At 34.0% G+C, this 25,621-nt stretch carries 24 protein-coding genes; 12 read left to right on the forward strand and 12 right to left on the reverse strand.

Annotated features, from left to right (window positions below):
• Positions 1-91: 91 nt before the first annotated feature.
• From QLS65_RS13460 to QLS65_RS13495, 8 genes are all read right to left on the reverse strand, one after another.
• Positions 92-454 (reverse strand): nuclear transport factor 2 family protein, encoded by a 363-nt coding sequence (locus tag QLS65_RS13460; protein WP_282712932.1) that lies wholly within the window; start codon positions 452-454, stop codon positions 92-94.
• 1 nt (position 455) lies between these two features.
• The gene (locus QLS65_RS13465; protein WP_282718362.1) at positions 456-1,385 is read right to left on the reverse strand and encodes a UDP-3-O-(3-hydroxymyristoyl)glucosamine N-acyltransferase; all 930 of its coding nucleotides are present in this window, start codon (positions 1,383-1,385) and stop codon (positions 456-458) included.
• Between the two features lie 68 nt (positions 1,386-1,453).
• Entirely contained in the window at positions 1,454-2,020 is a 567-nt protein-coding gene (gene efp, locus QLS65_RS13470) for an elongation factor P (protein WP_099715484.1), read from the reverse strand.
• 55 nt (positions 2,021-2,075) lie between these two features.
• Positions 2,076-2,861 carry an acyl-ACP--UDP-N-acetylglucosamine O-acyltransferase gene (gene lpxA / locus QLS65_RS13475; RefSeq protein ID WP_099715483.1) on the reverse strand — a complete coding sequence of 262 codons (786 nt, stop codon included), beginning with the start codon at positions 2,859-2,861 and terminating at the stop codon, positions 2,076-2,078.
• A 70-nt stretch (positions 2,862-2,931) separates the two neighbouring features.
• On the reverse strand, positions 2,932-4,320 hold the full coding sequence (locus tag QLS65_RS13480; RefSeq protein ID WP_121343316.1) for a bifunctional UDP-3-O-[3-hydroxymyristoyl] N-acetylglucosamine deacetylase/3-hydroxyacyl-ACP dehydratase: 1,389 nt from the start codon (positions 4,318-4,320) through the stop codon (positions 2,932-2,934).
• The gene (gene lpxD / locus QLS65_RS13485) at positions 4,313-5,356 is read right to left on the reverse strand and encodes a UDP-3-O-(3-hydroxymyristoyl)glucosamine N-acyltransferase (RefSeq protein ID WP_282718363.1); all 1,044 of its coding nucleotides are present in this window, start codon (positions 5,354-5,356) and stop codon (positions 4,313-4,315) included. Before lpxD ends, QLS65_RS13480 begins: the two co-directional genes overlap by 8 nt.
• Positions 5,357-5,396: 40 nt before the next feature.
• The gene (locus QLS65_RS13490; RefSeq protein ID WP_282718364.1) at positions 5,397-6,626 is read right to left on the reverse strand and encodes an HD domain-containing protein; all 1,230 of its coding nucleotides are present in this window, start codon (positions 6,624-6,626) and stop codon (positions 5,397-5,399) included.
• 123 nt (positions 6,627-6,749) lie between these two features.
• Positions 6,750-7,544: a 3-keto-disaccharide hydrolase gene (locus QLS65_RS13495; protein ID WP_282718365.1), complete on the reverse strand. Its 795-nt coding sequence runs from the start codon at positions 7,542-7,544 to the stop codon at positions 6,750-6,752.
• A 242-nt stretch (positions 7,545-7,786) separates the two neighbouring features.
• On the opposite strand from QLS65_RS13495, the gene QLS65_RS13500 reads away from it, so the two are divergent.
• Genes QLS65_RS13500 through QLS65_RS13515 form a run of 4 tightly spaced genes read left to right on the forward strand, consistent with a single transcriptional unit; the run spans position 7,787 to position 14,011 of the window.
• On the forward strand, positions 7,787-8,275 hold the full coding sequence (locus QLS65_RS13500; protein WP_282718366.1) for a GbsR/MarR family transcriptional regulator: 489 nt from the start codon (positions 7,787-7,789) through the stop codon (positions 8,273-8,275).
• Between the two features lie 35 nt (positions 8,276-8,310).
• On the forward strand, positions 8,311-9,417 hold the full coding sequence (locus tag QLS65_RS13505) for an efflux RND transporter periplasmic adaptor subunit (RefSeq protein ID WP_282718367.1): 1,107 nt from the start codon (positions 8,311-8,313) through the stop codon (positions 9,415-9,417).
• A 33-nt stretch (positions 9,418-9,450) separates the two neighbouring features.
• Positions 9,451-12,621, forward strand: a complete 3,171-nt coding sequence (locus QLS65_RS13510; protein WP_282718368.1) for an efflux RND transporter permease subunit — start codon at positions 9,451-9,453, stop codon at positions 12,619-12,621.
• Entirely contained in the window at positions 12,611-14,011 is a 1,401-nt protein-coding gene (locus tag QLS65_RS13515; protein WP_282718369.1) for an efflux transporter outer membrane subunit, read from the forward strand. The genes QLS65_RS13510 and QLS65_RS13515 overlap by 11 nt, the downstream gene beginning before the upstream one ends.
• Positions 14,012-14,127: 116 nt before the next feature.
• Here the strand turns inward: QLS65_RS13515 and QLS65_RS13520 are convergent, their stop codons facing one another.
• From QLS65_RS13520 to QLS65_RS13530, 3 genes are all read right to left on the reverse strand, one after another.
• On the reverse strand, positions 14,128-14,607 hold the full coding sequence (locus QLS65_RS13520; protein ID WP_282718370.1) for a GyrI-like domain-containing protein: 480 nt from the start codon (positions 14,605-14,607) through the stop codon (positions 14,128-14,130).
• Positions 14,608-14,639: 32 nt separating this feature from the next.
• Positions 14,640-15,179 carry a GNAT family N-acetyltransferase gene (locus tag QLS65_RS13525; protein WP_282718371.1) on the reverse strand — a complete coding sequence of 180 codons (540 nt, stop codon included), beginning with the start codon at positions 15,177-15,179 and terminating at the stop codon, positions 14,640-14,642.
• 176 nt (positions 15,180-15,355) lie between these two features.
• A complete protein-coding gene (locus QLS65_RS13530) occupies positions 15,356-17,287 on the reverse strand; it encodes an AAA family ATPase (protein WP_282718372.1) in 1,932 nt (643 codons plus the stop codon).
• Positions 17,288-17,533: 246 nt separating this feature from the next.
• Here QLS65_RS13530 and QLS65_RS13535 point away from each other — a divergent pair, with 246 nt between their 5' ends.
• The 6 genes from QLS65_RS13535 to QLS65_RS13560 all read left to right on the forward strand — a co-directional run bounded on the left by QLS65_RS13535 (position 17,534) and on the right by QLS65_RS13560 (position 22,030).
• Entirely contained in the window at positions 17,534-17,671 is a 138-nt protein-coding gene (locus QLS65_RS13535; protein WP_282718373.1) for a hypothetical protein, read from the forward strand.
• Between the two features lie 110 nt (positions 17,672-17,781).
• Positions 17,782-19,362 carry a T9SS response regulator signal transducer PorX gene (gene porX, locus QLS65_RS13540; protein ID WP_282718374.1) on the forward strand — a complete coding sequence of 527 codons (1,581 nt, stop codon included), beginning with the start codon at positions 17,782-17,784 and terminating at the stop codon, positions 19,360-19,362.
• 72 nt (positions 19,363-19,434) lie between these two features.
• The gene (gene tsaE, locus QLS65_RS13545; protein ID WP_282718375.1) at positions 19,435-19,842 is read left to right on the forward strand and encodes a tRNA (adenosine(37)-N6)-threonylcarbamoyltransferase complex ATPase subunit type 1 TsaE; all 408 of its coding nucleotides are present in this window, start codon (positions 19,435-19,437) and stop codon (positions 19,840-19,842) included.
• A gap of 9 nt (positions 19,843-19,851) precedes the next feature.
• Positions 19,852-20,325 carry a GNAT family N-acetyltransferase gene (locus tag QLS65_RS13550; protein WP_282718376.1) on the forward strand — a complete coding sequence of 158 codons (474 nt, stop codon included), beginning with the start codon at positions 19,852-19,854 and terminating at the stop codon, positions 20,323-20,325.
• A gap of 94 nt (positions 20,326-20,419) precedes the next feature.
• Complete coding sequence (locus tag QLS65_RS13555) at positions 20,420-21,619, forward strand: alanine dehydrogenase (protein ID WP_282718377.1); 1,200 nt, start codon at positions 20,420-20,422, stop codon at positions 21,617-21,619.
• A 36-nt stretch (positions 21,620-21,655) separates the two neighbouring features.
• Positions 21,656-22,030, forward strand: coding sequence for a DUF4258 domain-containing protein (locus QLS65_RS13560; protein ID WP_099715469.1), 375 nt, complete (start codon positions 21,656-21,658; stop codon positions 22,028-22,030).
• A gap of 141 nt (positions 22,031-22,171) precedes the next feature.
• Here QLS65_RS13560 and ung read toward each other — a convergent pair whose 3' ends face one another.
• A complete protein-coding gene (gene ung / locus QLS65_RS13565; protein ID WP_282718378.1) occupies positions 22,172-22,843 on the reverse strand; it encodes a uracil-DNA glycosylase in 672 nt (223 codons plus the stop codon).
• A 146-nt stretch (positions 22,844-22,989) separates the two neighbouring features.
• Here ung and QLS65_RS13570 point away from each other — a divergent pair, with 146 nt between their 5' ends.
• Positions 22,990-25,155 (forward strand): endonuclease MutS2, encoded by a 2,166-nt coding sequence (locus tag QLS65_RS13570; RefSeq protein WP_282718379.1) that lies wholly within the window; start codon positions 22,990-22,992, stop codon positions 25,153-25,155.
• A 129-nt stretch (positions 25,156-25,284) separates the two neighbouring features.
• Positions 25,285-25,566 carry a GIY-YIG nuclease family protein gene (locus QLS65_RS13575; RefSeq protein ID WP_345959919.1) on the forward strand — a complete coding sequence of 94 codons (282 nt, stop codon included), beginning with the start codon at positions 25,285-25,287 and terminating at the stop codon, positions 25,564-25,566.
• Positions 25,567-25,621: the final 55 nt, after the last annotated feature.

Genomic DNA, 25,621 nt, shown 5'->3' on the forward strand with positions numbered 1-25,621 from the left:
ATATTTTTTATGTAGTTTTTAAAATTGTTATGCAAAAGTATAAAATAGTAATCAGTAATCAGTATTCAGTATTCAGTTTTTTGACACTAAATTATGATAATTGACTCATTTGATACCCTCGAAATAGTTTATTGTCTTTTATTTGCCAAATAACCATAAAATGCGCCAATAACATTTCTTCTCTAGGATTCTCAATCGTTTTCACAAAATGAGAATATCGTACCGAAACAGTATCATTTTCACTTACAATATGGCTAATTCTAACCTTTGAACGAACGTAAGCTTTACTCAAATCATTGGAAAGGCTTAATAAAGAATCATAATTCAATTGAACTAATCCCTTACTACTGTTCCATTCAACGATAACTTCTGGATGCAAAAAATCTTTTATGACTTCGTTGTCAATTAGCGCATCTGATTTGTAAAACTTCTGAATGATTTCTTTAGCAGACATATTACTTTAGTTTATTAAGAATTTCTGGTATCTTCTTGATATTAGCCAGTTGTTTCAATTTTTCTCTTGATTCTTCTATTGGTGTACCAAAATAAGACTTTCCTCCTTCAACTGATTTTGTAACTCCGGTTTGACCAAGAATGACAGCCTTTGCTCCTATTGTGATCCCGCTTGTAGTTCCTACTTGTCCCCAAATAGTAACTTCGTCTTCAATAATGACACAACCCGCAATTCCGGTTTGTGAAGCAATTAAACAATTTTTTCCAATAACGGTATCATGGCCAACATGTACTTGATTGTCAATTTTTGTGCCTTCGCCAATAGTTGTATCGCCAGTCACACCTTTGTCAATTGTACAAAGCGCTCCTATTCCCACATTATCTTTGATAACTACTCTTCCACCGGAAAGTAATTGATCATATCCTTCAGGACGTTTTTTATAATAAAACGCATCAGCACCAAGAACGGTTCCAGCATGAATCATTACATTATCGCCTATTACGGTATAATCATAAATGGAAACATTAGAATGAATCAAACAATTCTTTCCAATAACAACATGATTCCCAATAAACGTATTAGATTGTATTACAGTACCTTCACCTATTGAAGCTGAAGCAGCTATTGAAACATTCGAAAACTGAAAAGGCTTGAAATAGTTTGTTAATTTATTAAAATCCCTAAAAGGATCTTCAGAAATCAACAATGCTTTTCCATCTGGACAAGCTACATTTTTATTGATTAAAACAACAGTCGCTGCAGAGTTTAATGCCTTGTCATAATACTTAGGATGATCTACAAAAACAATATCTCCAGATTCAACAACATGTATTTCATTCATTCCAATCACTGGAAAATCTTTATCACCAACATATTCACAGCCGATGATACTTGCAATTGCTTCTAAAGAGTAAACTTTTTGGAATTTCATTTATTTAGTATTCAGTGTTCAGCAATCAGTGTCCAGTATATATGATACTGGACACTGATTACTGTAAACTATTCTTTAACTCGTTCCATGTAAGAACCTGATGCAGTATCAATTTTAATTTTGTCTCCTTCATTAATAAACAAAGGGACATTTACAGATGCACCAGTTTCAACAGTTGCTGATTTTGTTGCATTTGTAGCAGTATTTCCTTTAATTCCTGGCTCAGCGTATGTCACTTCAAGAATAACTGAAGCTGGCATATCTACTGAAAGCGGTAAATCAGTCTCAGTATTGATGCTTACCATTACATTTTCTCCTTCTTTCAATAAATCTGGTGAGTCTAAAATGTTTTTGTTTAAAGTAATTTGTTCGAAAGTCTCTGTATTCATAAAATGAAATTGATCACCTTCGGGGTATAAAAACTGAAATTTATGGTTTTCTACTCTAACTTCTTCAATTTTATGACCTGCAGAAAAAGTGTTGTCCAAAACTTTCCCGTTAGTTAAACTTCTAAGTTTTGTTCTAACAAAAGCAGGACCTTTTCCTGGTTTTACGTGAAGAAATTCAATGATTTTGTAAATATCGTTGTTGTATTTAATACACAATCCGTTTTTAATATCTGATGTAGATGCCATTATTTTTTTATTTTTATTACTATTTTTATTTTTTGGTAACTAAAAACTACTTTTTTTAGTAGTTTCCAGAATATCCTTTCATTACTCCTCTTGATGAATTTCGAATAAAATCAATGATTTCATCTCTTTCCGGTGTCGCTTCCATCTCTGCTTCAATAATACCCAAAGCTTGAGTTGTATTGTAATTTTTTTGATATAGAATTCTATAAATATCTTGAATTTCTCTGATTTTTTCAGTTGTAAAACCGCGTCTTCTCAATCCAACAGAGTTAATTCCAACATACGACAATGGTTCTTTTGCCGCTTTTGTATAAGGAGGAACATCTTTTCTTACCAAAGATCCACCTGATATCATGGCATGATCACCAATTTGAATAAATTGATGTATTGCTGCCAACCCACCGATAACCGCAAATTTACCTACGGTAACGTGACCTGCCAAAGCTACTCCATTTACAATAATTGCATTATCGCCAATATGACAATCGTGGGCAATATGCGCAGTTGCCATTACCAAACAATTATTACCTAAAGTAGTTTGTCCGGATGCAATTGTTCCTCTATTGATAGTTACACATTCTCTGATGGTACAATTGTCTCCAATTATTGCTAAAGAATCTTCTCCACCAAATTTTAAATCCTGTGGAACTGCCGAAATAACTGCACCAGGGAATATATTACAATTTTTTCCAATTCTTGCGCCTTCCATTATGGTAACATTCGAACCAATCCAAGTTCCGTCCCCAATAACTACATTATTGTGAATGGTTGTAAATGGTTCAATGACAACATTTTTGGCGATTTTGGCGCCTGGATGAACATAGGCTAGTGGTTGATTCATATTCTTTGTTTAATCGTTTAACTGTTTAATCGATTAACCGAATACACGATTAACCAAATCAACAAAAAAATTACTGTTTCTTAGCAATTTGTGCCATTAATTCTGCTTCAGCAACTAGTTTTCCATTTGCGTAAGCGTTTGCTTGCATGTGACAAATCCCTCTTCTGATAGGTGTAATTAAATCACACTTAAAAATTAAGGTATCACCAGGCAATACTTTATGTTTGAATTTAACATTATCTATTTTCATAAAATAAGTCAAATAATTTTCAGGGTCCGGAACAGTGCTTAAAACTAAAATTCCACCCGTTTGTGCCATTGCTTCAACAATTAAAACACCCGGCATTACTGGAGCTTCAGGAAAATGTCCCACAAAGAAATTCTCATTCATGGTAACATTTTTCATCCCCACAACATGGGTTTCAGACATTTCAATGATTCTGTCAATCAATAAAAACGGTGGTCTATGAGGTAAAACAGCCATAATTTTATGAATGTCCATCAAAGGTTCTTGATGTAAATCATAAACAGGAACATAATTCCTTTGTTCGATTTTTATGATTTTTGCCATTTTTTTGGCAAACTGTGTATTTACAAAATGTCCTGGTTTATTAGCAATTACTTTACCTTGAATTCTTGTTCCAATCAAAGCTAAATCACCTACTACATCAAGTAATTTGTGTCTTGCCGCTTCATTTGGATAATGCAAAGTAAGATTGTCTAAAATTCCATTTGGTTTAACTGTAATTTCGTCTTTTCCAAAAGCAACTTTTAAATTTTCCATTGTAGCTGCTGATATTTCTTTATCTACGTATACAATAGCATTATTTAAATCGCCACCTTTTATCAAACCATTTTCTAACAATGATTCTAATTCATGTAAAAAACTAAAGGTTCTAGACTCCGATATTTCCGTTTTAAAATCTGTGATGCTTTTCATTGTAGCATTTTGAGTACCAAGTATTTTAGTGCCAAAATCCACCATTGCAGTAACTGAATAATGATCGTTTGGCATTACCAATATTTCACTACCAGAAGCTTCATCTGTAAAAGAAATTACTTCTTTTACTACGTATACATTTCTTTTAGCGTTTTGTTCTTCAATTTCTGCTTTTTCAAGCGCTTCAACAAAATATTTTGAAGAACCATCCATAATAGGAAGTTCAGAAGCATTCAATTCGATGATTACATTATCTAAATCGCAACCAATTAGTGCTGCTAAAACATGTTCAGGTGTCTGAATTTTTACGCCTAATTTTTCTAAATTGGTTCCTCTTTGCGTGTTTACAACATAATTAGCATCTGCTTCAATTATAGGTTGTCCTTCCAGATCTACTCGAACAAAAGTAAAACCATTATTTACTGGAGCAGGTTTAAAAGTCATTTTTACTTCTTTTCCTGTGTGTAATCCAACTCCAGTTAGCGAAATTTCTGTTTTGATGGTCTTCTGTTTAACCATTGTTTCCATTTTTTTGGTTTAATATTTGTTTTTTTAATTCTTCTATTTCTGCAACAATTTTAGGCAAATTCTTAAAATGAACATATGATTTACTAAAATCATTGTATCCAAATGTAGGGCTTCCTTGCAAGATTTCATCATCTTTTATATTACGTCCCACACCTGATTGCGCTTGGATTCGAACATTATTACCAATGGTTAAATGCCCCGAGATTCCAACTTGTCCGCCAATCATCCCACTTTTTCCAATTTTTGTAGAACCAGCAACTCCTGTTTGAGCAGCAATTACGGTGTTCTCACCAATTTCTACATTATGGGCAATCTGAATTTGATTGTCAAGTTTTACTCCTTTTCTAATAATTGTTGACCCCATTGTAGCTCTGTCTATTGTAGTACATGAGCCTATATCTACATTATCTTCAATAATTACATTTCCTATCTGCGGAATCTTAGTGTAGGTTCCGTCTGGATTGGGTGCAAAACCAAAACCATCAGCGCCTATTATAGCACCGGAATGAATCGTACAATTATTCCCAATTACAGTCTCCGAATATATTTTTGCGCCAGCGAACAATATTACATTATCCCCTATTACCACATTATCCCCCACGAAACAATTAGGATATATTTTTACATTTTCACCCAAAACTACATTCTCACCCACATAACTAAAACTACCAAGATATAACTTATCTCCGTATTTTACACTTTCTGAAAGGAAAGAAGGTTGCTCAACTCCATTTTTATTCAATTTCACCTGATTGTAAAACTCCAATAATTTAGAAAATGCGGCATACGCATCTTCCACTTTTATTAGTGTAGTGGTTAAAGGTGATTCAGGCACAAAAGTGTCATTAACAATTGTTACTGAGGCTTTTGTAGAATATATATAATTAAGATATTTAGGATTTGATAAAAAAGTTAGCGATCCCTCACTACCTTCTTCGATTTTTGACAATCTAAAAACTTCCGCCATGGGATTCCCAACAACTTCACCTTCTAAAATCCCCGCTATTTGTTCTGCTGTAAATTTCATTGCGACAAAAATATAAAAAAATAGATTTTAAATGACCTTTTTATAGCAGTTGTTTTGGGAAACAGATATAATATTTAGTCACTAATTTAGATAACGATTTTAAATTCAGCTGGTCAGAAGATTCTATAACGTCCTCAATTGTGCTGTCTTTTTTCAAAATTCGTATCGGTTCGGCTTCTTTACTATACGCTTGATTTTTTATTTTGCCTTTAAAAATAAAATAATTGGTTTCTAATAATGAAATATTATTTTCCAATGCAAAACGCTCCTTTAGTGGATGCAATTCTTCAATCGCCACTTTTTCACTGGTTAGTTTTATTTTTAATAAATCTCGGTTTACTATCATTTTGCTTAAAGATGATAATATAAAATCATCTTGTTTTTGCCAAGCTTTTAATGCGCCAATAATATCAAAATCATCTAATTGAGCAAATAAATCCAAGGTTTCAGCATCAAAAGTATCTATGGTTACTTTGTTTTGCATAAAAAACAATAAAGGCTCGCTGCATCGTAATTGCACTCCTTTTAAAGTCAATTCTTTGGCGCGTTTTAAGATTTTCATCAAAATTAACTCTGCTACCAAACTGGTTTTGTGTAAATACGCCTGCCAATACATCAATCGTCTGGACATCAAAAATTTCTCTACAGAGTAAATTCCTTTTTCTTCAATTACCAAATAATCGTCCACGACATTCATCATTTGAATCAATCGTTCCGAGTTGACATTTCCTTCTGCCACTCCAGAATAAAAGCTATCGCGTTTCAAATAATCCATTCGATCCATGTCCAATTGACTGGAAATCAACTGTAACATAAATTTTCTGTTGTGTTCCCCTTTAAAAACCTGAATTGCCAAACTTAACTGACCGTTAAATTCCACATTCAATTGGTTCATAAATAGTAAAGAGATTTCTTCGTGATGTACATCTTCAACAATGCTTTTTTCCATCGCATGTGAAAACGGTCCGTGACCTATATCATGCAATAAAATAGCAATATATAATGCATTTTCTTCTTCGGGAGATATTAAAACTCCTTTAAAACGCAATACATCTACCGCTTTTTGCATCAAATGCATACAACCCAAAGCATGATGAAAACGGGTGTGATTTGCGCCAGGATATACTAAATACGACAATCCCATTTGAGAAATTCGACGCAAACGTTGAAAATAAGGATGCTGAACTAAATCGTAGATTAAGGCATTTGGAATGGTAATAAACCCATAAATGGGATCATTGAATATTTTAAGCTTATTGATTTGACTCACTATTAAGTTTGTTTTTAAGGTCAACAAATATAAGTAAATTAGATTTCAAAACAGAGTTGTTCCTAATTGTGATTTGGAGCCAAAAAAAACGGAGCGTTAGAAGCGCTCCGTTAGTATATTTTTTTAAAGTTTTCTAATCCAAATATTTCTGAATTGATTTTTAGAATCATGATCTTGAAGCGAAATAACATCATCGCCATGAGACGAAGGATAATTATGCAAACCAATATAAAGTGTCAACCCGTTTATTGTAGTGTTATTTTGTACCAAAACACCATTCAAAAATACGGTGATTCTCGCCGGAGCATCAATCTTGCCATCAGCTTTGAATCTTGGTGCAGTGTAGATTACATCATAAATATTCCATTCCAATGGCGTTTTTACAGCGTTTACTAATGGTGGATGGTCTTTATAAATACTTCCGGCCTGACCATTATTGTATGTTCTGTTATTGTAGGAATCCAATATTTGTAATTCGTATCTGTTTTGGAAAAAGACACCGCTATTTCCTCTAGCCTGTCCTCCATCTAAAACAACATCCGGTGCGCTCCACTCCAGGTGCAACTGGCAATCACCAAAAGCCATTTTAGTTTGAATCGCTCCAGAACCCGGAACAACTTCCATATAATCTTTGTCAACAATTTTCCATCCTGCAGGTTTGCTTGCATCTTTTTGACTTACCCATTGGTCTAAGTTTTTACCGTCAAATAAAATAATCGCATCCGAAGGCGCGCTTCCAAGATTTTTAGCAGGCGTTATTACTTTTACTTCCGGTTCCCAAATCTCCGTCATTTCGGGTTTCATTGGCATTGGGGAAACCTCAGGTGGAGTATTCACATATTTGTGTTGCGCCATAGCTGCCGTTGCAGAAAATAAGGCAATCATTAAAAAAGAGTTCTTGAAGTTTTTAGATTTCATAGTTAAATTCATTTGGTTTAAAAAAATATAAATATAGCATAATTGTTCTCTTTTCAATATTAAGCATTTTTTTTTCACGAACTAACTTTTAATTTAAATATAACTAATTGATGGTTAAACTTTAGATTTTTATTCCAAAGGCTGACAATTCCAGAGAAATCGTTTTCTTAAAAAATTAACATAATTTTAAGTTCGTTTAGTTCGGTAAATTACGAACTAACTTTAATTTTGCAAAAAAAATCATGGCTACAATACAAAAAGAGAGAGAAGAACTTATCGAGATGTTCGGAATTCATTTTGAGTTATTATACAATTTACCGCCACTAGGTTCCAGAATTCTAGGATTACTAATAATTGATGGTTGCAAAACCGGGTTAACATTTGAAGAGATAGTAGAAAAACTTGGAGCCAGTAAAAGCTCTATTTCAACCAACTTGAATCTGCTTCTAAAAATGGATAAAATAAATTACTACACTTTATGTGGTGATCGAAAAAAATATTTTAAGCCTTCCCAATTCAGTGAAAGATTAACAAATTATATCAAAATCCTAGATTTTGAAAAAAAGATAATAGACAAATTAATCTCTTACAGAGAGCAAACTATTTCGTGTACTGAAGAACGATGCAATATGGAAAATGTCAAGGCCTACAAGGCGCACGTTTGCGAAGTAGAAGAACTTTTAATTAAGACGATCGAAAAATTCAAAGAAATAGAAAGAAATAACAGTTAAAATAATAATTAATCAATTTTAGAAAATAGTCCCGTATGAAAAAGAAATATTTTATAAGTGCAATTTTGTTATCAATAAGCTTGCTCTCCTGTAAAAAAGAAACCGCTCCAACAGCTCCTCCTGTAATGCCCTATAAAGTTGTCGAAATAGGAACATCTAATACTACTTTATTAGCTGAATATCCTGCTAGTCTAGAAGGTGTTACAGATATTGACATTCGTGCAAAAGTAGATGGATATATTGAAAAAATATATGTACAAGAAGGTCAAGAAGTTAAAAAAGGTCAATTGCTTTTTAAATTAGAGACACAAACGGCAACCCAAGAAGCTGGTGCTGCAAAAGCAAAAGTTGCCGCTGCTCAAGTGGAAGTAAATCGTTTAATTCCTTTGGTAGAAAGAAAAATAATCAGTGATGTTCAATTAGAAACTGCAAAAGCAAATTTAGCTAGCGCTAAAAGTACTTATCAAAGTATCGTTGCCAGAATTAATTATGCTACCATAGAAAGTCCGGTTAATGGAATTGTGGGAACTTTACCTTTAAGACTGGGAAGTTATGTCAGCAGTCAAACAGTCGAACCTTTAACTCGCATTTCAGATGTTAGTACCATTTATGCCTATTTTTCAGTAAATGAAAAAGAACAATTGGACATCATGATGCATGCTCAAGGAAAGTCTTTTCAAGAAAAAATAAACAAAATGGAAGCTGTAAACTTAGTTTTGAGCAATGGTATGCAATATGAACAAAAAGGTAAAATTGAAACCTTTAGCGGACAAGCCAATGCAGCTACAGGTTCCTTTAATGTAAGGGCAAGTTTTCCAAACGGGAATAAATTATTGCGTTCCGGAGGAAGTGGAACTATTCAAATCCCAACAGATTTAGAAGATGTTATTATTATCCCACAAAATGCATCATTAGAATTACAAGACAAGCGTGTGGCACTTGTTGTAGATAAAGATAACAAAGTCAAAGCTGTTCCAATTGAAGTGCGTGCAATTCCTGGAGGCAAATTTTTTGTAGTTGATAGCGGATTAAATATAAACGATAAAATACTTATTGAAGGAGTTGGGATTGTAACTGAAGGAACCCTTATTAAACCTGAAGTGGTTGATTTTAATACGATAATCAATCCAACAAAAAAATAATTGACAAACTAACTATTGAATAAATAACAAAATATGTTTTCAAAATTCATTGACAGACCGGTATTGTCAACGGTGGTATCTATTATCATCGTAATTTTGGGAGTTTTAGGATTAACCTCACTTCCAGTATCTCAATATCCAGAAATAGCGCCACCTACGGTAACTGTATCAGCAAATTATCAAGGAGCAAGTGCCGAAGTTGTAATGAACTCGGTAGTAATTCCATTAGAAGAACAAATCAACGGTGTTGAAGACATGACTTATATGACTTCTACATCAAATAATGATGGTTCTGCTTCCATTAATATATACTTTAAATTAGGTACAAATCCTGATTTAGCAGCTGTGAATGTACAAAATCGTGTATCACGTGCTACACCTTTATTACCTCAAGAAGTCACAAGGGCCGGTGTTACAACTTCAAAGAGACAAAGTGATAATATTTTGATTTTATCACTGTACAGTGAAAACCCTGACTATGACGATGTTTTTCTTCAAAATTATGCTAACATCAATATTTTACCAAAAATAAAACGTGTAGCCGGAGTTGGAGAAGCAATGATTTTTGGTCAAAAAGACTACTCTATGCGTATTTGGCTTAAGCCAGATGTAATGGGAGCTTATGGACTAGTTCCTTCGGATATTACAACGTTATTAGCGGAGCAAAATATTGAAGCAGCTCCAGGTCAATTGGGTGAAAGTGGCGACCAATCTTTTCAGTATACTTTAAAATACAAAGGGCGTTTACAAAATGCAAAAGAGTTTGAAGAAATTATTGTTCGTTCAACCGAAAATGGAGAAATCCTTAAATTAGGTGATGTAGCAAAAATTGAATTGGGAGCTGTAAATTATGCTAGTAATGCGTATACAAACGGAAACAAATCTATTGCAATTGCTATTGCACAAACTGCAGGATCAAATGCACAAGAAGTAATTGAAGGATCCTTAAAAGTATTGGATCAAGCAGAAGTAAATTTCCCTAAAGGGGTAAAATATGCTACATTAATTAATGCAAATGACTTCTTAGATGAATCTATCACAAAAGTGATTCATACCTTAATAGAAGCCTTTTTACTAGTATTTATTGTAGTTTTTATCTTCTTACAAGATTGGAGATCAACTCTTATACCTGCAATTTCTGTACCTGTGGCTATTGTGGGAACCTTCTTTTTCCTAAGTCTATTTGGCTTTACCATTAACTTATTAACGCTTTTTGCCTTAGTACTTGCTGTAGGAATTGTGGTTGATGATGCGATTGTAGTGGTCGAAGCCGTCCATGCCAAAATGGAAGCTGGAGAACACGATCCAAAAAAAGCGGCTCACAGTGCCATGCAAGATATCAGTAGTGCAATTATTTCCATTACACTTGTTATGTCTGCGGTATTTATTCCTGTATCATTTATCAGTGGTTCAGCAGGAGTTTTCTACAAACAGTTTGGATTAACTTTAGCCGTTTCAATTGTATTATCAGCTATTAACGCCTTAACGCTTTCTCCTGCATTATGTGCCATTTTCTTAAAAGAACACGATAAAAGTTCCAAGAAGAAGGGTTTTATGGAGCGTTTTTATACTGCATTTAATGCTGGATTTGAAACAACAACCGCTAAATACAAAAGATCAGTTGAGTTTTTTATAAAACGCAAATGGTTAGCCTTTTTAGGAATTGCGGTTTTTGCAGGGATTTTTATCTTGTTATTAAATATTACACCAAAGGCATTTGTTCCTGGTGAAGATACAGGTGCTATTCTTTCGGATGTTTCACTTCCACCCGGAACTTCATTAGAAAGAACTGAGGAAGTATTATTGCAAATTGAAAATAAAGTAAAAGACATTCCTGAAATAAAAGAAGTGCTTCGTATTTCAGGTCGTAGTTTGATAAGTGGTACTGGTAGTAACTACGGAATGGTCATTGTAAAATTGAAAACCTGGGCTGAACGTAAAGATGCCAATCAGGAAATAACAGCTGTTGTAGCTGAACTATTTAAGCGTACCGCTGCAATTAAAGATGCGAAAGTACTCTATTTTGCTCGTCCTACTCTTGTTGGTTTTGGTTTCACCAATGGTTTTGAATTTCAATTGCAAGATCAAAAAGGAGGTTCTATCCAAGAGTTAAGTGAAGTAAATAATAAATTTTTGGCTGCTTTAAACAGCCGTCCCGAAATCAAATATGCAGCTACTTCTTTTTCTCCTAATTACCCGCAATACCGAATTGATTTAAATGTTGCTGCCATAAAAAAATCAGGTTTAACAGTAACTGATATTTTAGGAACCATGCAAGGCTATTATGGCGGAGTTTATGCCTCGAATTTTAACAAATTTGGAAAACAATATCGAGTAGTTTACCAATCTGATCCTGAGTTTAGAAGTAATCCTGAATCATTGAATAAAGTATTGGTTAGAAATAATACCGGTCAGATGGCTCCTATTTCACAATTTGTGACTTTAGTAAAAGTATTTGGTCCACAGGCAATTGAACGTTTCAATTTATTTACATCGGTAAAAATCACTGGTGCACCAAATGAAGGTTTCAGTTCTGGTGATGCGATTAAAGCCGTTGAAGAAGTGGCAAGTCAAAGCTTACCTATAGGATATGGTTACGAGTATTCAGGAATGACTCGTGAGGAAATTAGTGCAGGTGGTCAGACATTGTATATTTTCTTATTGTGCTTGGTTTTTGTATATTTCTTGTTAGCCGCTCAATATGAAAGTTATATGTTGCCTTTTGCCGTATTAATTTCATTGCCAATTGGTTTAGCGGGAGCTTATCTATTTGCTTATTTATTCAATGTGAGTAATAACATTTACTTACAAATAACACTTATTATGCTTATTGGATTGCTCGCTAAAAATGCCATTTTGATAGTCGAGTTTTCTGTAGATTCCAGGAAAAAAGGAATGAGTATTACGCAAGCTGCTATTCATGGTGCTGTTGCCCGTTTACGTCCTATTTTGATGACATCATTTGCATTTATCTTCGGATTATTGCCTTTAATGTTAGCTAAAGGAGCTGGAGCTGTTGGAAACAATGCTATTGGAACTGGAGCAATTGGCGGAATGTTAATCGGAACCATTTTTGGGGTATTTGTTATTCCGGTATTGTTTATCGTTTTCCAAACCCTACAGGAAAAAATTTCTACAAAACCACTTCCTGTAGAAAATCAGGAATCAGATGTTACACTTTTAGATGAAAAAAATGAAAAATAATATATACAGAATCACACTCTTGGGAGTTACAGCAATACTGATGCAGTCTTGTTTTGTTGCCAAAGATTACAAACGACCGGAATTAAAAACGGAAAATTTGTATCGAAATGAAGTGGTTTCCACCGATACCATTTCACTTGCCAATGTAGCTTGGAACAATGTTTTCACAGATCCTCTTTTGCAGGGATACATCAAAAAAGGATTAGAAAATAACCTTGATATCAAAATTGCCATGCAAAATATTGCAGCGGCAGAAGCAACCATGAAACAAGGAAAAGCCGGATACTTCCCTACTCTTTCTGCAGGTGCCGATTGGACGCATCAAGAACTTTCTAAGAACAGTCAGTTTGGAGCATTGCTGCAAGACAGAAGTACCGATCAATATCAATTTACAGGAAGTCTTTCTTGGGAAGCTGATATTTGGGGAAAAATAAGAAGTAACAAGCGTGCTGTAAATGCCTCTTATTTACAAACAACAGCTGCCAATCAAGCCGTGAAAACGCAATTGATTGCTAATATTGCAGCTACGTATTATCAATTGCTTTCGGTTGATGCACAAATAAAATTAGCGGAGAAAACATTGGTTAACAGAAACCAAAGTATTGAAACTATTGTCGCATTAAAAATAGCAGGAAATGTAACTGAAGTTGGCGTTAAGCAAACCGAAGCACAGAAATATGCTACCGAAATTATCATTGCCGATTTAAAAAACAGCATTATCATTCTTGAAAATACCATGAGTATTCTTATGGGTGAAGGTTCCGCTAAAATCGAAAGAAGCACATTTGAGTCACAATCCATACAACCAACAATTACACTTGGCGTTCCTGCGACATTGTTCAGAAACAGACCTGACGTGATTGCAGCTGAATACAACTTGATTTCAAATTTTGAACAGACAAATGTTGCCAAAAGTAATTTTTATCCAACATTAAAACTTACTGCAACAGGCGGACTTCAGAGTATTGATTTGAAAGAATGGTTTAGTGCCAATTCGATTTTTGCAAATGTAGTTACGGGATTAACGCAACCTATTTTCAATCAAAGACAAATTAAAACGAGGTTCGAAATTGCAAAAGCCAATCAGGAGAAAGCCTATCTTCAGTTTGAGCAGTCGTTATTAACTGCTGGAAAAGAAGTTTCGGATGCATTGGCACAATACAATAATGAAACATATAAACTTACCGTTAGAGAAAAACAAGTCGATGCCTTGAACAAAGCCACTGATTATTCGGATGAATTGTTGACGTACGGTTTAGCCAATTATTTAGAAGTTTTGAATGTAAAAGACAATGCTTTGAATGCGGAACTAAGCTTGATAGACAATAAATTCCAACAATATAAAGCGATAATTCAATTGTACAGAGCCCTTGGTGGTGGCTGGCAATAATGAGATTGCTTGACTAATTATTATTGATTCCTGTTTGTTTAAAAACCACTGCTTTTTGTACCGGCAGTGGTTTTGTCATTTATACCATTTTTCTTTTTGAAAATTAATTTCGAAAATTATTTCAGTTGGATTGGAATCCAAATTTCCTCTTCTGAACTGGGATCGTTATTCTTGTATTTTTCCCCTAATAATTCAAAATGGAATCTGTCATCCAAAACGTATTCAGAGTTGGGCAACCAAGTTCCAAAAATATACTGAAATGTGTTTGAAGCGGTCGATACATCTCCTTTGTGAACAAAAACCGCATACAATCCTCCAGCTAAAATAAACGGCTCCATTTCTTCTGGAATTTCATTGAAATCAGTTACAGCAACGGCTGCCCATTTTTCGAATTCAGTATTGGGGTTAAAAGTATTAAAATACGACGCATCATATTTTTGCATGGAATACAAATCACTTCCAATATTATTTTTAATTTCTTTTCGTCTTGGCATGAAACTTTTCCAAAGTTCCGCAGTTTTATTATTGGATAACGAAAGTGTCATTCGTTTGCCAATTAATTTTGTTTCCGGTAGCATTTCAATTCTAGGATTCATATAAAAATTGCTTTTTTAGATTGGACAAATGGCTAATCAGTAGCTAAAATAGCGTAACCGTAATTATCGGACCAGCCAGATGACAATGGTAATAATTTTCGAGTGTGAGCTTCTCTAGTCATTCCAGTTTTTTCCAAAACGCTGATGGAACCTATATTACCCACTGCACAACCTGCTTCAATCCGATGCAGATTCAGTTCGTTGAAACCAAAACGGATAATTTCTTTCAACGCTTCAGTAGCGAAGCCTTTATTCCAATGGTCTTTGTGGAATTTAAACCAAACTTCGGCATTTTTATATTTTACTTTCCCCAAATTGATTCCTATTAATCCTATCATTTGGTTTCCGGTATTTAATTCCACCGCAAAAGTAAAATGGGTTGTAAGTTCTTTGTTGTTCTCAAAAATCCACTTTTCTAAAAGTAGTTTTGTTTCATCAATATTATTTGGAATTCCTAATGTATTAAATTCATCTGTTTCTTTCAAAGAATGTAATTCGTGAACATAATCCAAATCCAATAGTATGATTGGTCTTAGTATTAATCGTTCCGTTTTAAGAATTATAGTGTTCATTTTTTGTTTTAATAATTTTAGCGTTTTCAAAAGTCCTAGGCGAGGGCGAGCGTCCCGCTCGTGCCCATTGCTAATATTTTTCATTCTTAATTCTATTTTATTATGTTTGAGGTTATGAGTGGGGCGCTCGAGTTAGCAGGAGACATATCCGATTGGTCAAGCTATTATATAGACTTTTACAATTCTTCTAAAGCTAATGAAGCATTTGCCAATTGTTGAGCCCAAAAGCCATGTGATTTTCCTGTTTTAAATGTTGGATTATTAACTTTGCGCAAGCTTTTAATTTGGTCTTTCGAATTTTGTAGCAAAATCTCTAATGCTTCTTTTTTTGATATTGTATCTATTCGAGTTATACAATTTTTAGGTATATGATGCGATTTTAGTCTACCATCTTTTCTGTAATCTGTGGATAAATAATCATCAGTAGAAGTTATTTTAAATAATTTTTTGAATTCAAGTTCATCAAAAACAAGAAAACCTTTTGAATGAGCTTTTTCCCCGACAGCTAAAAATTGATCCTCTATGATTAGTAAATAGCCATCTTTTTTCAGTAATTTGAATAAAGAAGTTACAGAATTGAAAAGATTAAGCCAATACTTTGGTTCTATCTCATGAAATACATTGCACATAACAATGAAATCAAAAGTATTTTCATCATGTTTTACCATAAGATCTTTTGCTTCATTAAAATATCGATTTTCACAATTACCATATATATTCACGAAAGCTTTATTACAAATCTCTTTATGCGTATCAAAAATATCATAACCATAAAAATCTAACCAATCCGTAACATCAGAATTACGCAAACGTTCATTTTCATAAATAGTTGAGAGTAATCGACCTTTCCCAACTCCAAAATCAAGCACTTTCAGTTTATCATTTCTTGTTGCTCTATCTTTTATTATACCATGAATTTGTTTTACTTGAGGGTCTTCAGATCCCGTAATTAAAACATTAGGGTAGAATAAACTTTCAAATGCAAAATTATTGCTTGCCATTTGGGCAGGTAAAGCTAAAAAATTTGATAACTTTTCAATTTCATCATCATCTCCTAGCAAACCTTTTAATACAGTTCTTGGTACATTTCCTGCGTATGAAATTTCTCCATTCTCAATATACCAAATATTTGAAGGATCAAAATGAGCAAGTACATTAATTGAATGCGTTGCTATCCAAACTTGTCCATTTTTTACGTGTGGGGTTATTTTTTCTAATACTTCAATAAGTGCTGCTGGATGCAAATGATTTTCAGGTTCGTCCATAAAGATTATCAAATTTTCTAAGCTCACTTCTTGAGCAAAGAGTGCCATACAAAATTGCAAAAGTATTTTTTGCCCATTTGAAAGTTGTGCAACACCAATTCTCATATTGAAAATTTCAGGATAACCATCTTTGTTTCTTTTTAAATCAGTATTAAGAAATAATTTTATGTATTTTTTTAATCTGTCATAGTCTTCATCAATTTTTGATTTTTCTTCTAAAGAAATATTAAGGTCGTCTGTAGTGACTGTATTTGCATTTACCCATTTTTTTTGAATCTTTTCAATTGCTGGAATAGTGCCTTCAGATATATTATTTGTCCCTATGTTATATACGTGATTGGCGTATCTATCTAGTTCTTGTGGAGAGATTGTATAACTATCTTTTAATGTTAAAGAATGTGGGACAAAATCAACTAATACGTTATCTTCTTTTTCAGGAAAAAATGCAAAATAAGAAGCTTTATGTACTTCATTTTTCCAATTTTTGATTTCATTATTATAAGCTATAATGTTTCTTTCAGAATTCTTTTTTTGTTCATTCAAAGAGTCAATTTGTGCTTGAACTAAAGTGTTTTTAGTAAGTTCAAAATCTATAGCTTTAATTTTTGTTTCTTCTTGCGAGATATGAATCTTATATTGAGCTATATTTTTGTTTAGCTCACTAATTTTGGACGTATTAGGAATATCTGGTACCTGATCTTTTATTAATTTAAGTAATCTGCTTTTTCCTGATCCATTTTTTCCTGCAATAAGAACAACATTATTCAGTCTTTCCATTTTGACTGCTTTAAGTTCTACTTGAGAAGTTATTGACTCAGGTAAATTTATTTTTTCTATTTTCATTTTTCGATTTTTTATCTTAGATATCGTTAAGTCTTCGAAGCTAACTGTTAACTTGTCTACTAATCTAACAAAATCATCCCAATCGACCCAAATTTGGCTACCTCGGTCTAACAAATATCAGATTATTGTTATTTTCAAATATATAATAAATTCATTACAAATAATACAATCTAGTTTTGTTTTCTGAGAACTTTTCCAATCAAAATGTAGTACTAATCCCCAAGCATTCTCACAAGTGCGTGAAGGATGGAAGCGGCATCCTTTCCTTTTTTCTTTAAAAAGGAAAGATACAGCGTACAGCCCGACCCTGACGGAGTTTACGCAGGATGGGTCACGCCCACGAACAAACCTAATACAGAACGAAAGCGAATTGCAGTTTTATAAAATGTAGCGTAAGTATGTTAAAAAATTATCATAATATTAGCAGGTAGCCGTTGCAAAAAAATGTAATTTGGCACTTTAAATAGTACTTTAGAACACTTGTTTATACAATTATGGATAAAATAAAAATACTTTGGGTAGATGATGAAATCGACCTTTTGAAACCACATATCTTATTTCTGGAAAAGAAAAATTACGAGGTAACGACTTGTAACAACGGGCTTGACGCGATTGCAATTTTTGAGGAAAACAATTTTGATATTGTTTTCTTGGATGAAAATATGCCCGGAATGAGCGGCTTGGAAACCTTATCAGAAATGAAGGAGAAAAAATCTTCGGTTCCCATGATTATGATTACTAAAAGCGAGGAAGAATACATTATGGAGGAAGCCATAGGTTCTAAAATTGCCGATTATTTGATCAAACCCGTGAATCCAAACCAGATTTTGTTGAGTTTGAAGAAAAATCTGGATCATTCCCGATTGATTTCGCAAAAAACAACGCTGGATTATCAGAAAGAATTTAGAAAAATTACCATGGAAATGGCGATGGTAAATTCCTATGAAGACTGGATTGAGTTGTATAAAAAACTGATTTTTTGGGAACTGGAATTGGAAAATATCGACGATCAGGGTATGGTTGAAATTTTGGAATCCCAGAAAACGGAAGCCAATTCACAATTTGGAAAATTCATTGAACGCAATTATGAGGATTGGTTTGCTTCGCCTGTTCGCCAAGGCTCGAGTGCACCAAAAGCGGATAAACCGGTTCAATCGCACACGTTATTCAAAGAATTAGTGCTTCCAGAACTTAAGAAAAAAGACAAGCCAATTTTGTTTGTAGTGATTGACAACCTGCGTTACGACCAATGGAAAGCCTTTGAAAGCGTGGTGGGAAATTACTATAAACTGGAAAAAGAAGTGCCTTACTACTCTATCCTTCCAACGGCGACGCAATATGCGAGAAACGCAATTTTCTCAGGTTTGACGCCGCTTGAAATGGAAAAACAGTTTCCGCAATACTGGAAAAATGACCCGGAAGAAGGTGGAAAAAACCTTTTTGAAGCCGAATTTTTGACAGCACAATTGAAACGATTGGGTTTGAATATCAAGGAAGATTATTTTAAAATAACCAGTCTTGCAGGCGGAAAAAAATTAGCCGAAAGTTTTAAAGCCTTAAAAGATAATGATTTGGTTACTATAGTTTACAACTTTGTGGATATGCTTTCGCATGCGAAAACAGAAATGGATGTGGTAAAAGAACTGGCCTCTGATGATAAAGCGTATCGCTCGCTCACGTTGAGTTGGTTTAAGAATTCCCCACTTTTGGAAATCATTCAACAGGCTCAAAAAATGGGTTTCAAATTGATTTTAACAACAGATCACGGAACGATAAACGTAAAAAATCCTTCGAAAGTGGTAGGTGATAAAAACACCAGTTTGAATTTACGTTACAAAACCGGACGTAGTTTGACTTACGAACACAAAGATGTTTATGCGGTAAAAGAACCAAAAAATGTTGGCTTACCTACCATAAATATGAGCAGTTCTTATATTTTTGCAAAAAATGATTTGTTTTTGGCGTATGTCAACAACTACAATCATTATGTGAGTTATTACAAAAATACGTATCAACACGGTGGAATTTCATTGGAAGAAATGATTATTCCGTTTTTAGTTTTTAATCCGAAATAAAAAAGTAGTCAGTCTCAGTTTTCAGTTTTTTGGTAGAACCTTAAACTTTAAACTTTAAACAATTTTAAAAGAATGAATATCATTTTTTCTATCGACCAACTCGAAGAAGTGGCACAAAAAATCATAGCCGAAAACCCCAAAAAAGTGATTCTTTTTCATGGAGAAATGGGTGTTGGGAAAACGACTTTGATCAAGCAATTGTGTAAAACGCTGGGCGTAACCGGCGCGACGAGCAGTCCAACCTTTTCTTTAGTTAATGAGTATGAAGCCGATGACTATCAGCTGGTTTATCATTTTGATTTTTATAGATTAAATCATGAAACTGAAGCTTTGGATATGGGTGTTGATGATTACTTGTATTCCGGGAATTGGTGTTTTATAGAATGGGCAGAGAAGATTCCAAATTTGATTCCTGAAACACATTCGGTTATAACTATTTCATTGCTTCCTGACGGAAAGCGTTCTTTAACCTTAAGTTAAAAAGTAATTATGAGTTTAGACAATACAGTAGAAATCATTCCTTTTTCAACCGCACTAAAAGAACCTATAAAAACCTTAAACCTGGAATGGTTGAAAAAATATTTCAAGGTGGAACCCAAAGACGAAATTGTACTTTCGGATCCGCAAGGTCAAATTATAGACAAAGGCGGAATGATTTTTTATGCTAAATACAATGATGCTATCGTAGGTACTGTTTCTTTAATGAAAATTGATAGCACGACCTATGAATTAAGCAAAATGGCAGTAACAGATGGCGTTCAGGGCTTAGGCGTTGGAAAGAAATTGATGCTGCATTGCCTTGCCGTTGCTGAAGCAAAAGGAATTGAAAAGCTGATTTTATATTCGAACAGGAGATTACTGCCGGCTATTCATTTGTATGAAAAATTTGGTTTTGTAGAAGTACCTTTGGAAGATGGTGTTTATGAAAGAGCCGATAGAAAAATGGAAAGAATCATGCATTAATTTCAGATGTAAGTTTACCAGTATTTATCCCCGTAAATAGTGCACTTTTTTTAAAAGTTTTTACGTAAATTGTACCCTTAATTTAACAACATCAATGTCAATTACTATAACGCCATTCACAAAACAACAGCTATTACCCCAAGAAGAAAAACTTGAGGTAGCAAGAAAAAAAAGCGAGCTTTTTATAGGGATCCCAAAAGAAACCAGTTATCAGGAACGCCGTATCTGTCTTACTCCAGACGCTGTGAACTCGCTGACCTATCATGGACATCGGGTGATGATTGAGGCTGGCGCGGGATTAAATTCCAGTTATACAGATAAAGAATATTGTGATGCCGGTGCCGAAGTTACCAGTGACACGAAGAAAGTTTTTAGTTGTCCGATGATATTGAAAGTAGAGCCGGCAACGCTTGCCGAAATTGAAATGATGAATCCTCAAACGATTCTGCTCTCGGCAATTCAACTGAAAACCCGAAAGAAGGCATATTTTGAGGCTTTGACCAAAAAGAAAATTATCGCACTTGCTTTTGAATACATAAAAGATGAAGATGGCACCTATCCTGCAGTGAAAGCATTAAGCGAAATTGCCGGAATTGCATCGATTCTTATTGCAGCCGAGTTGATGATTACCAATGAATTCGGGAAAGGACTGTTATTCGGGAATATTACAGGCGTTCCTCCTACCGATGTTGTAATTCTTGGCGCAGGAACTGTTGGAGAATTTGCCGCTAAAACCGCTATTGGTTTAGGTGCCAATGTCAAAGTTTTTGATAATTCTATTACCAAATTACGCCGTTTGCAGAACAATTTGAATCAGCGTATTTTTACTTCTACCATACAACCAAAATCTTTACTGAAAGCATTGAGACGATGTGATGTCGCTATTGGCGCCATGCGAGGAAAAGAACGTTGTCCCGTGATTGTTACGGAAACCATGGTGGAGCACATGAAAAGTGGTGCTGTAATTGTGGATGTAAGCATTGATACCGGCGGTTGTTTTGAAACTTCAGAAGTGACTTCACACGAGAAACCTACGTTCATCAAAAACAATGTGTTACACTATTGCGTACCCAATATTCCTTCTAGATATTCTAAAACAGCTTCGTTGTCCATTAGCAATATCATAACGCCTTATTTGATGCAAATCGCTGCAGATGGCGGTATTGAAAGTGCTATTCGTTGTGATAAAGGATTGAAAAATGGTGTTTATATGTACCACGGAATCCTCACAAATAGTGCCATTGGCGATTGGTTCGATTTGCCAAACAACGACATTAATTTAATTGTTTTTTAAGAAAACTTTCTTCTACCTTTGCAAAAAATTTAATTCATGAAGTTTATACATCGTTTTGCTTATTATCTAGTAGGTCTAGTTATAGGATTGTTTTTTGTAGCGTTAGTTTTCAGTGGTAAAGACACCCGTTGTAACTATTTTCCAAATGCAAGAGTCTTAAATGATTTGAGAAATAAACCCTTCCATTATTCGGATAAAGCATCACAGATTTTGGCTGAAAAATGGATTGATACTTCTGATATAAAAAATACATTGCAATATGGTGATGTAGATTTTGACAAAAGTAATATCGAACTTAAAAAAGGAAAGCTGTATATCATCGAAGGGAAAACAATCAAAAACCAAGAGGTTACTTTGAAAGTGATTAATTACGCTGATAAAGCTGTCTTAGAAGATATTATAAAAAAATAATTTCTCTTTTATACCAACAAAAGTAAATTTTAGGAAACAGTACTTTTAAAATAAAACCATTACGATATTTAGAAAATTAAGTTTTATAGCCTTAATTAAACTTAATTTCTTAATGGTTTAGAAAAAGATAATCTTAAAAAACTACAACCACTTTATAGGTTCTAATCCGTTTTGTTTTAAATAGTCATTCGTTTTACTGAAATGTTTATTCCCAAACCATTTCCCTTGATTGGCACTCATTGGCGAAGGATGCCCGGACTCTAAAACCAAATGTTTGTTTCGGTCGATTTTTAGTCCTTTTTTGTGCGCAAAATTTCCCCAAAGCAAGAAAACAACATGCTCTTTTTCTTCCGAAATTTTTTGGATGACAGCATCAGTAAAAAGATTCCATTTCAAGTGTTTATGACTATTCGCATTGTCTTCTCTAACCGTCAGCGATGCATTCAACAATAAAACGCCCTGCTTTGCCCAAGCTTCTAAATTTCCTGAAGTCGGCATAAAAATAGTCTCCAAATCATCACTCATCTCCCGATAAATATTACGCAACGAGGGAGGAATTCGAACGCCATCATTTACAGAGAAACACAAACCATTCGCTTCACCTTTCCCATGATACGGGTCTTGACCAATGATAACCACTTTTACATCTTTGAAACTGCAATAGTTAAACGCAGCAAAAATCAATTCTTTGGGAGGATAACAGGTATGATTTTTGTATTCCTCAGCAACAATTTCCATTAAATCCTGAAAATAGGGTTTCTTGATTTCATCAGATAAAATGGTTTGCCAAGAGGGATTGAGATTGATTTGCATAGTTAAATATTAAAAAGCAAAGATACAGAGAGAATATTTTTTTTGAATCATAAAAAGGATAATAAACATTCATTAATTCTTTGTGAAAGTCTGTTAAATAGTCTTAACTATTAGCTATTTTTGTGTTGAAAAGAATTATACGATAAATGATATCCATCACTGAAAAAACATTACAAGATTTACAATTTCCAACGGTTCTCGAAACCATTTCGACCATTTGTAATACTGACATTGGAAAACAAAAAGCATTAGAAATAACCCCTTTTAAAGACAAGGAAACATTGATGCAAGCATTAATGCAAACCTCAGAATATGTTTCGTCTTTCCAAAATAACAATGCGATTCCCAATCATGGTTTTGATGCTATCACGCATGAAATAAAATTTCTGGCCATTGAAGACAGTTTCTTAGAAGTAGGCAGTTTTAGGAAAATCGCTACCATTTCTTCAACAGTAAATTTCCTGTTGAGTTTTTTGAGAAAATTTGAGGATTATTATCCAAATATAAACGCAAGAGCTAACCAAGTCGAACTGACTAAAGAAATCATCACGACGGTGGACGAAGTAGTCGATAAATATGGCGAAATTAAAGACAATGCCTCCCCGGATTTATTGAACATTCGTCGCAGTATGAATGCTGTTCGCGGAAAAGTCAATCAAAGTTTTGGTACAGCATTGACACAATACAATGCTTTAGGATATTTAGACGATATCAAAGAAAGTTTTGTTCAAAATCGACGCGTTTTAGCAGTTTTAGCAATGTATCGCCGTAAAGTAAAAGGATCCATTTTGGGCAGTTCCAAAACAGGAAGTATCGCTTATATTGAACCCGAAGCTACTTTACAATATTCCCGTGAATTGAGTAATCTTGAATACGAAGAGAAAGAAGAAATCACCCGAATTTTAAAACAGTTATCTAATTATATTCGCCCATATTTACCGCTTTTAATCAAATACCAGGATTTTCTTAGTGATATTGATGTAATTGCTGCGAAAGCAAAATATGCCAATAAAATCAATGGAATTTTACCAACAATTACGGAGGAGCGACGCCTTTATTTTAGAGAAGCCTACCACCCTATTTTGTATTTGAATAACAAACAGAAAAACGAAATAACGCATCCGCAAACTATTGAATTAAATCAGGAAAGTAGAATAATTGTGATTTCGGGTCCTAATGCCGGAGGAAAAACCATTTCGTTAAAAACCGTTGGATTATTGCAATTAATGCTGCAATCCGGGATGCTGATTCCAGTACATGAACGCAGTGAAACGTTTTTATTCGATCGAATTTTAACAGATATTGGTGACAATCAATCTATTGAAAATCATCTAAGTACATACAGTTACCGATTAAAGAACATGAACTATTTCTTGAAGAAGTGCAATAGAAAAACCATGTTCCTTATTGATGAGTTTGGTACTGGTTCAGACCCTGAATTAGGAGGTGCTTTAGCCGAAATTTTCTTAGAAGAATTCTATCATAGAGAAGCTTTTGGTATTATTACAACGCATTATTCAAATCTAAAAATTCTGGCGAACGAATTGCCTTTTGCCACAAATGCCAACATGCTTTTTGATGAAAAAACATTAGAGCCATTGTACAAATTAGTTTTAGGCCAAGCAGGAAGTTCCTTTACGTTTGAAGTAGCTTTAAAAAATGGAATTCCTTTCAGCTTAATCAATCGGGCGAAAAAGAAAATTGAAGTTGGAAAAGTACGTTTCGACAAAACCATTGCAACCCTTCAGAAAGAGCGTTCCAAGATGGAAAAAACTTCACAAACGCTGAAAGAAGAAGAAACCAAAGCGCGTGAAGAAGGCAAGAAAATGGAGAATATCAATGTAAAAATCAAGCAAAAACTGGAAAGCTATCAGGAATTGTATGACAGTAACCAGAAAACAATCTACATTGGTCAAAAAATTGAAGACATTTCGGAGAAATATTTCAATAATAAGAACAAGAAAGAACTCCTTGGAGAATTTTTGAAAATCATTGAAATCGAAAATTCAAAACGCAAAAAAGCCACAACTAAAGAGGCAAAAGCACTGATTGAAAAGAAAAAAGAAGTCATTCAAGAAGTGACCGTTCAGGTTGAAGAAATCAGAAAAGAAAAGAAAGAGAAGAAATTAAAAGTGGTGGTTGAGAAACCAAAACCTATCCTAAAAGTCGGTGATCGCGTGCGAATGTTTGACGGAAAAGCAGTGGGAACGATTGATTCTATTGAAAAAAACAAAGCAACGGTTAATTACGGTGTCTTTACTTCAAAAGTAAGTCTGGAAGCGCTGGAATTTGTTGAAGCGGGGAAAAAATAGATTAAAGTCATTGTGGGTAATGAAGCAATCACACTAACGAGGATAGAAGTTGAGCAACTAAATGCGATTGCTTCGTTCCTCGCAATGACAAATACAAATAAAACTATGAAACCTGGATTTATCTAAATTATCACTAATAAATACCAAACCGTAGTTTATACAGGTGTTACTTCTAATCTTCCGCAAAGAATTTTGGAACATAAAGAAAAAAAATATTCTACTTCATTTTCTGCTCGTTATAATGTGAAAATATTAGTTTATTATGAGCAATTTCAATGGATTGGTGATGCTATAGCTAGAGAAAAGCAAATAAAAGCAGGTTCAAGAGAAACAAAAAATACTTTAATTCTTTCTCTAAACCCTACTTGGAAAGATTTATTTGAAGAAATTAAAGATATAATGACGGAATGACCCTCACAAGACAAACACTAGTCATTGCGAGGAACGAAGCAATCGCACTAACAAG

The organism is Flavobacterium algoritolerans (assembly GCF_030010385.1).
GTDB lineage: Bacteria > Bacteroidota > Bacteroidia > Flavobacteriales > Flavobacteriaceae > Flavobacterium > Flavobacterium algoritolerans.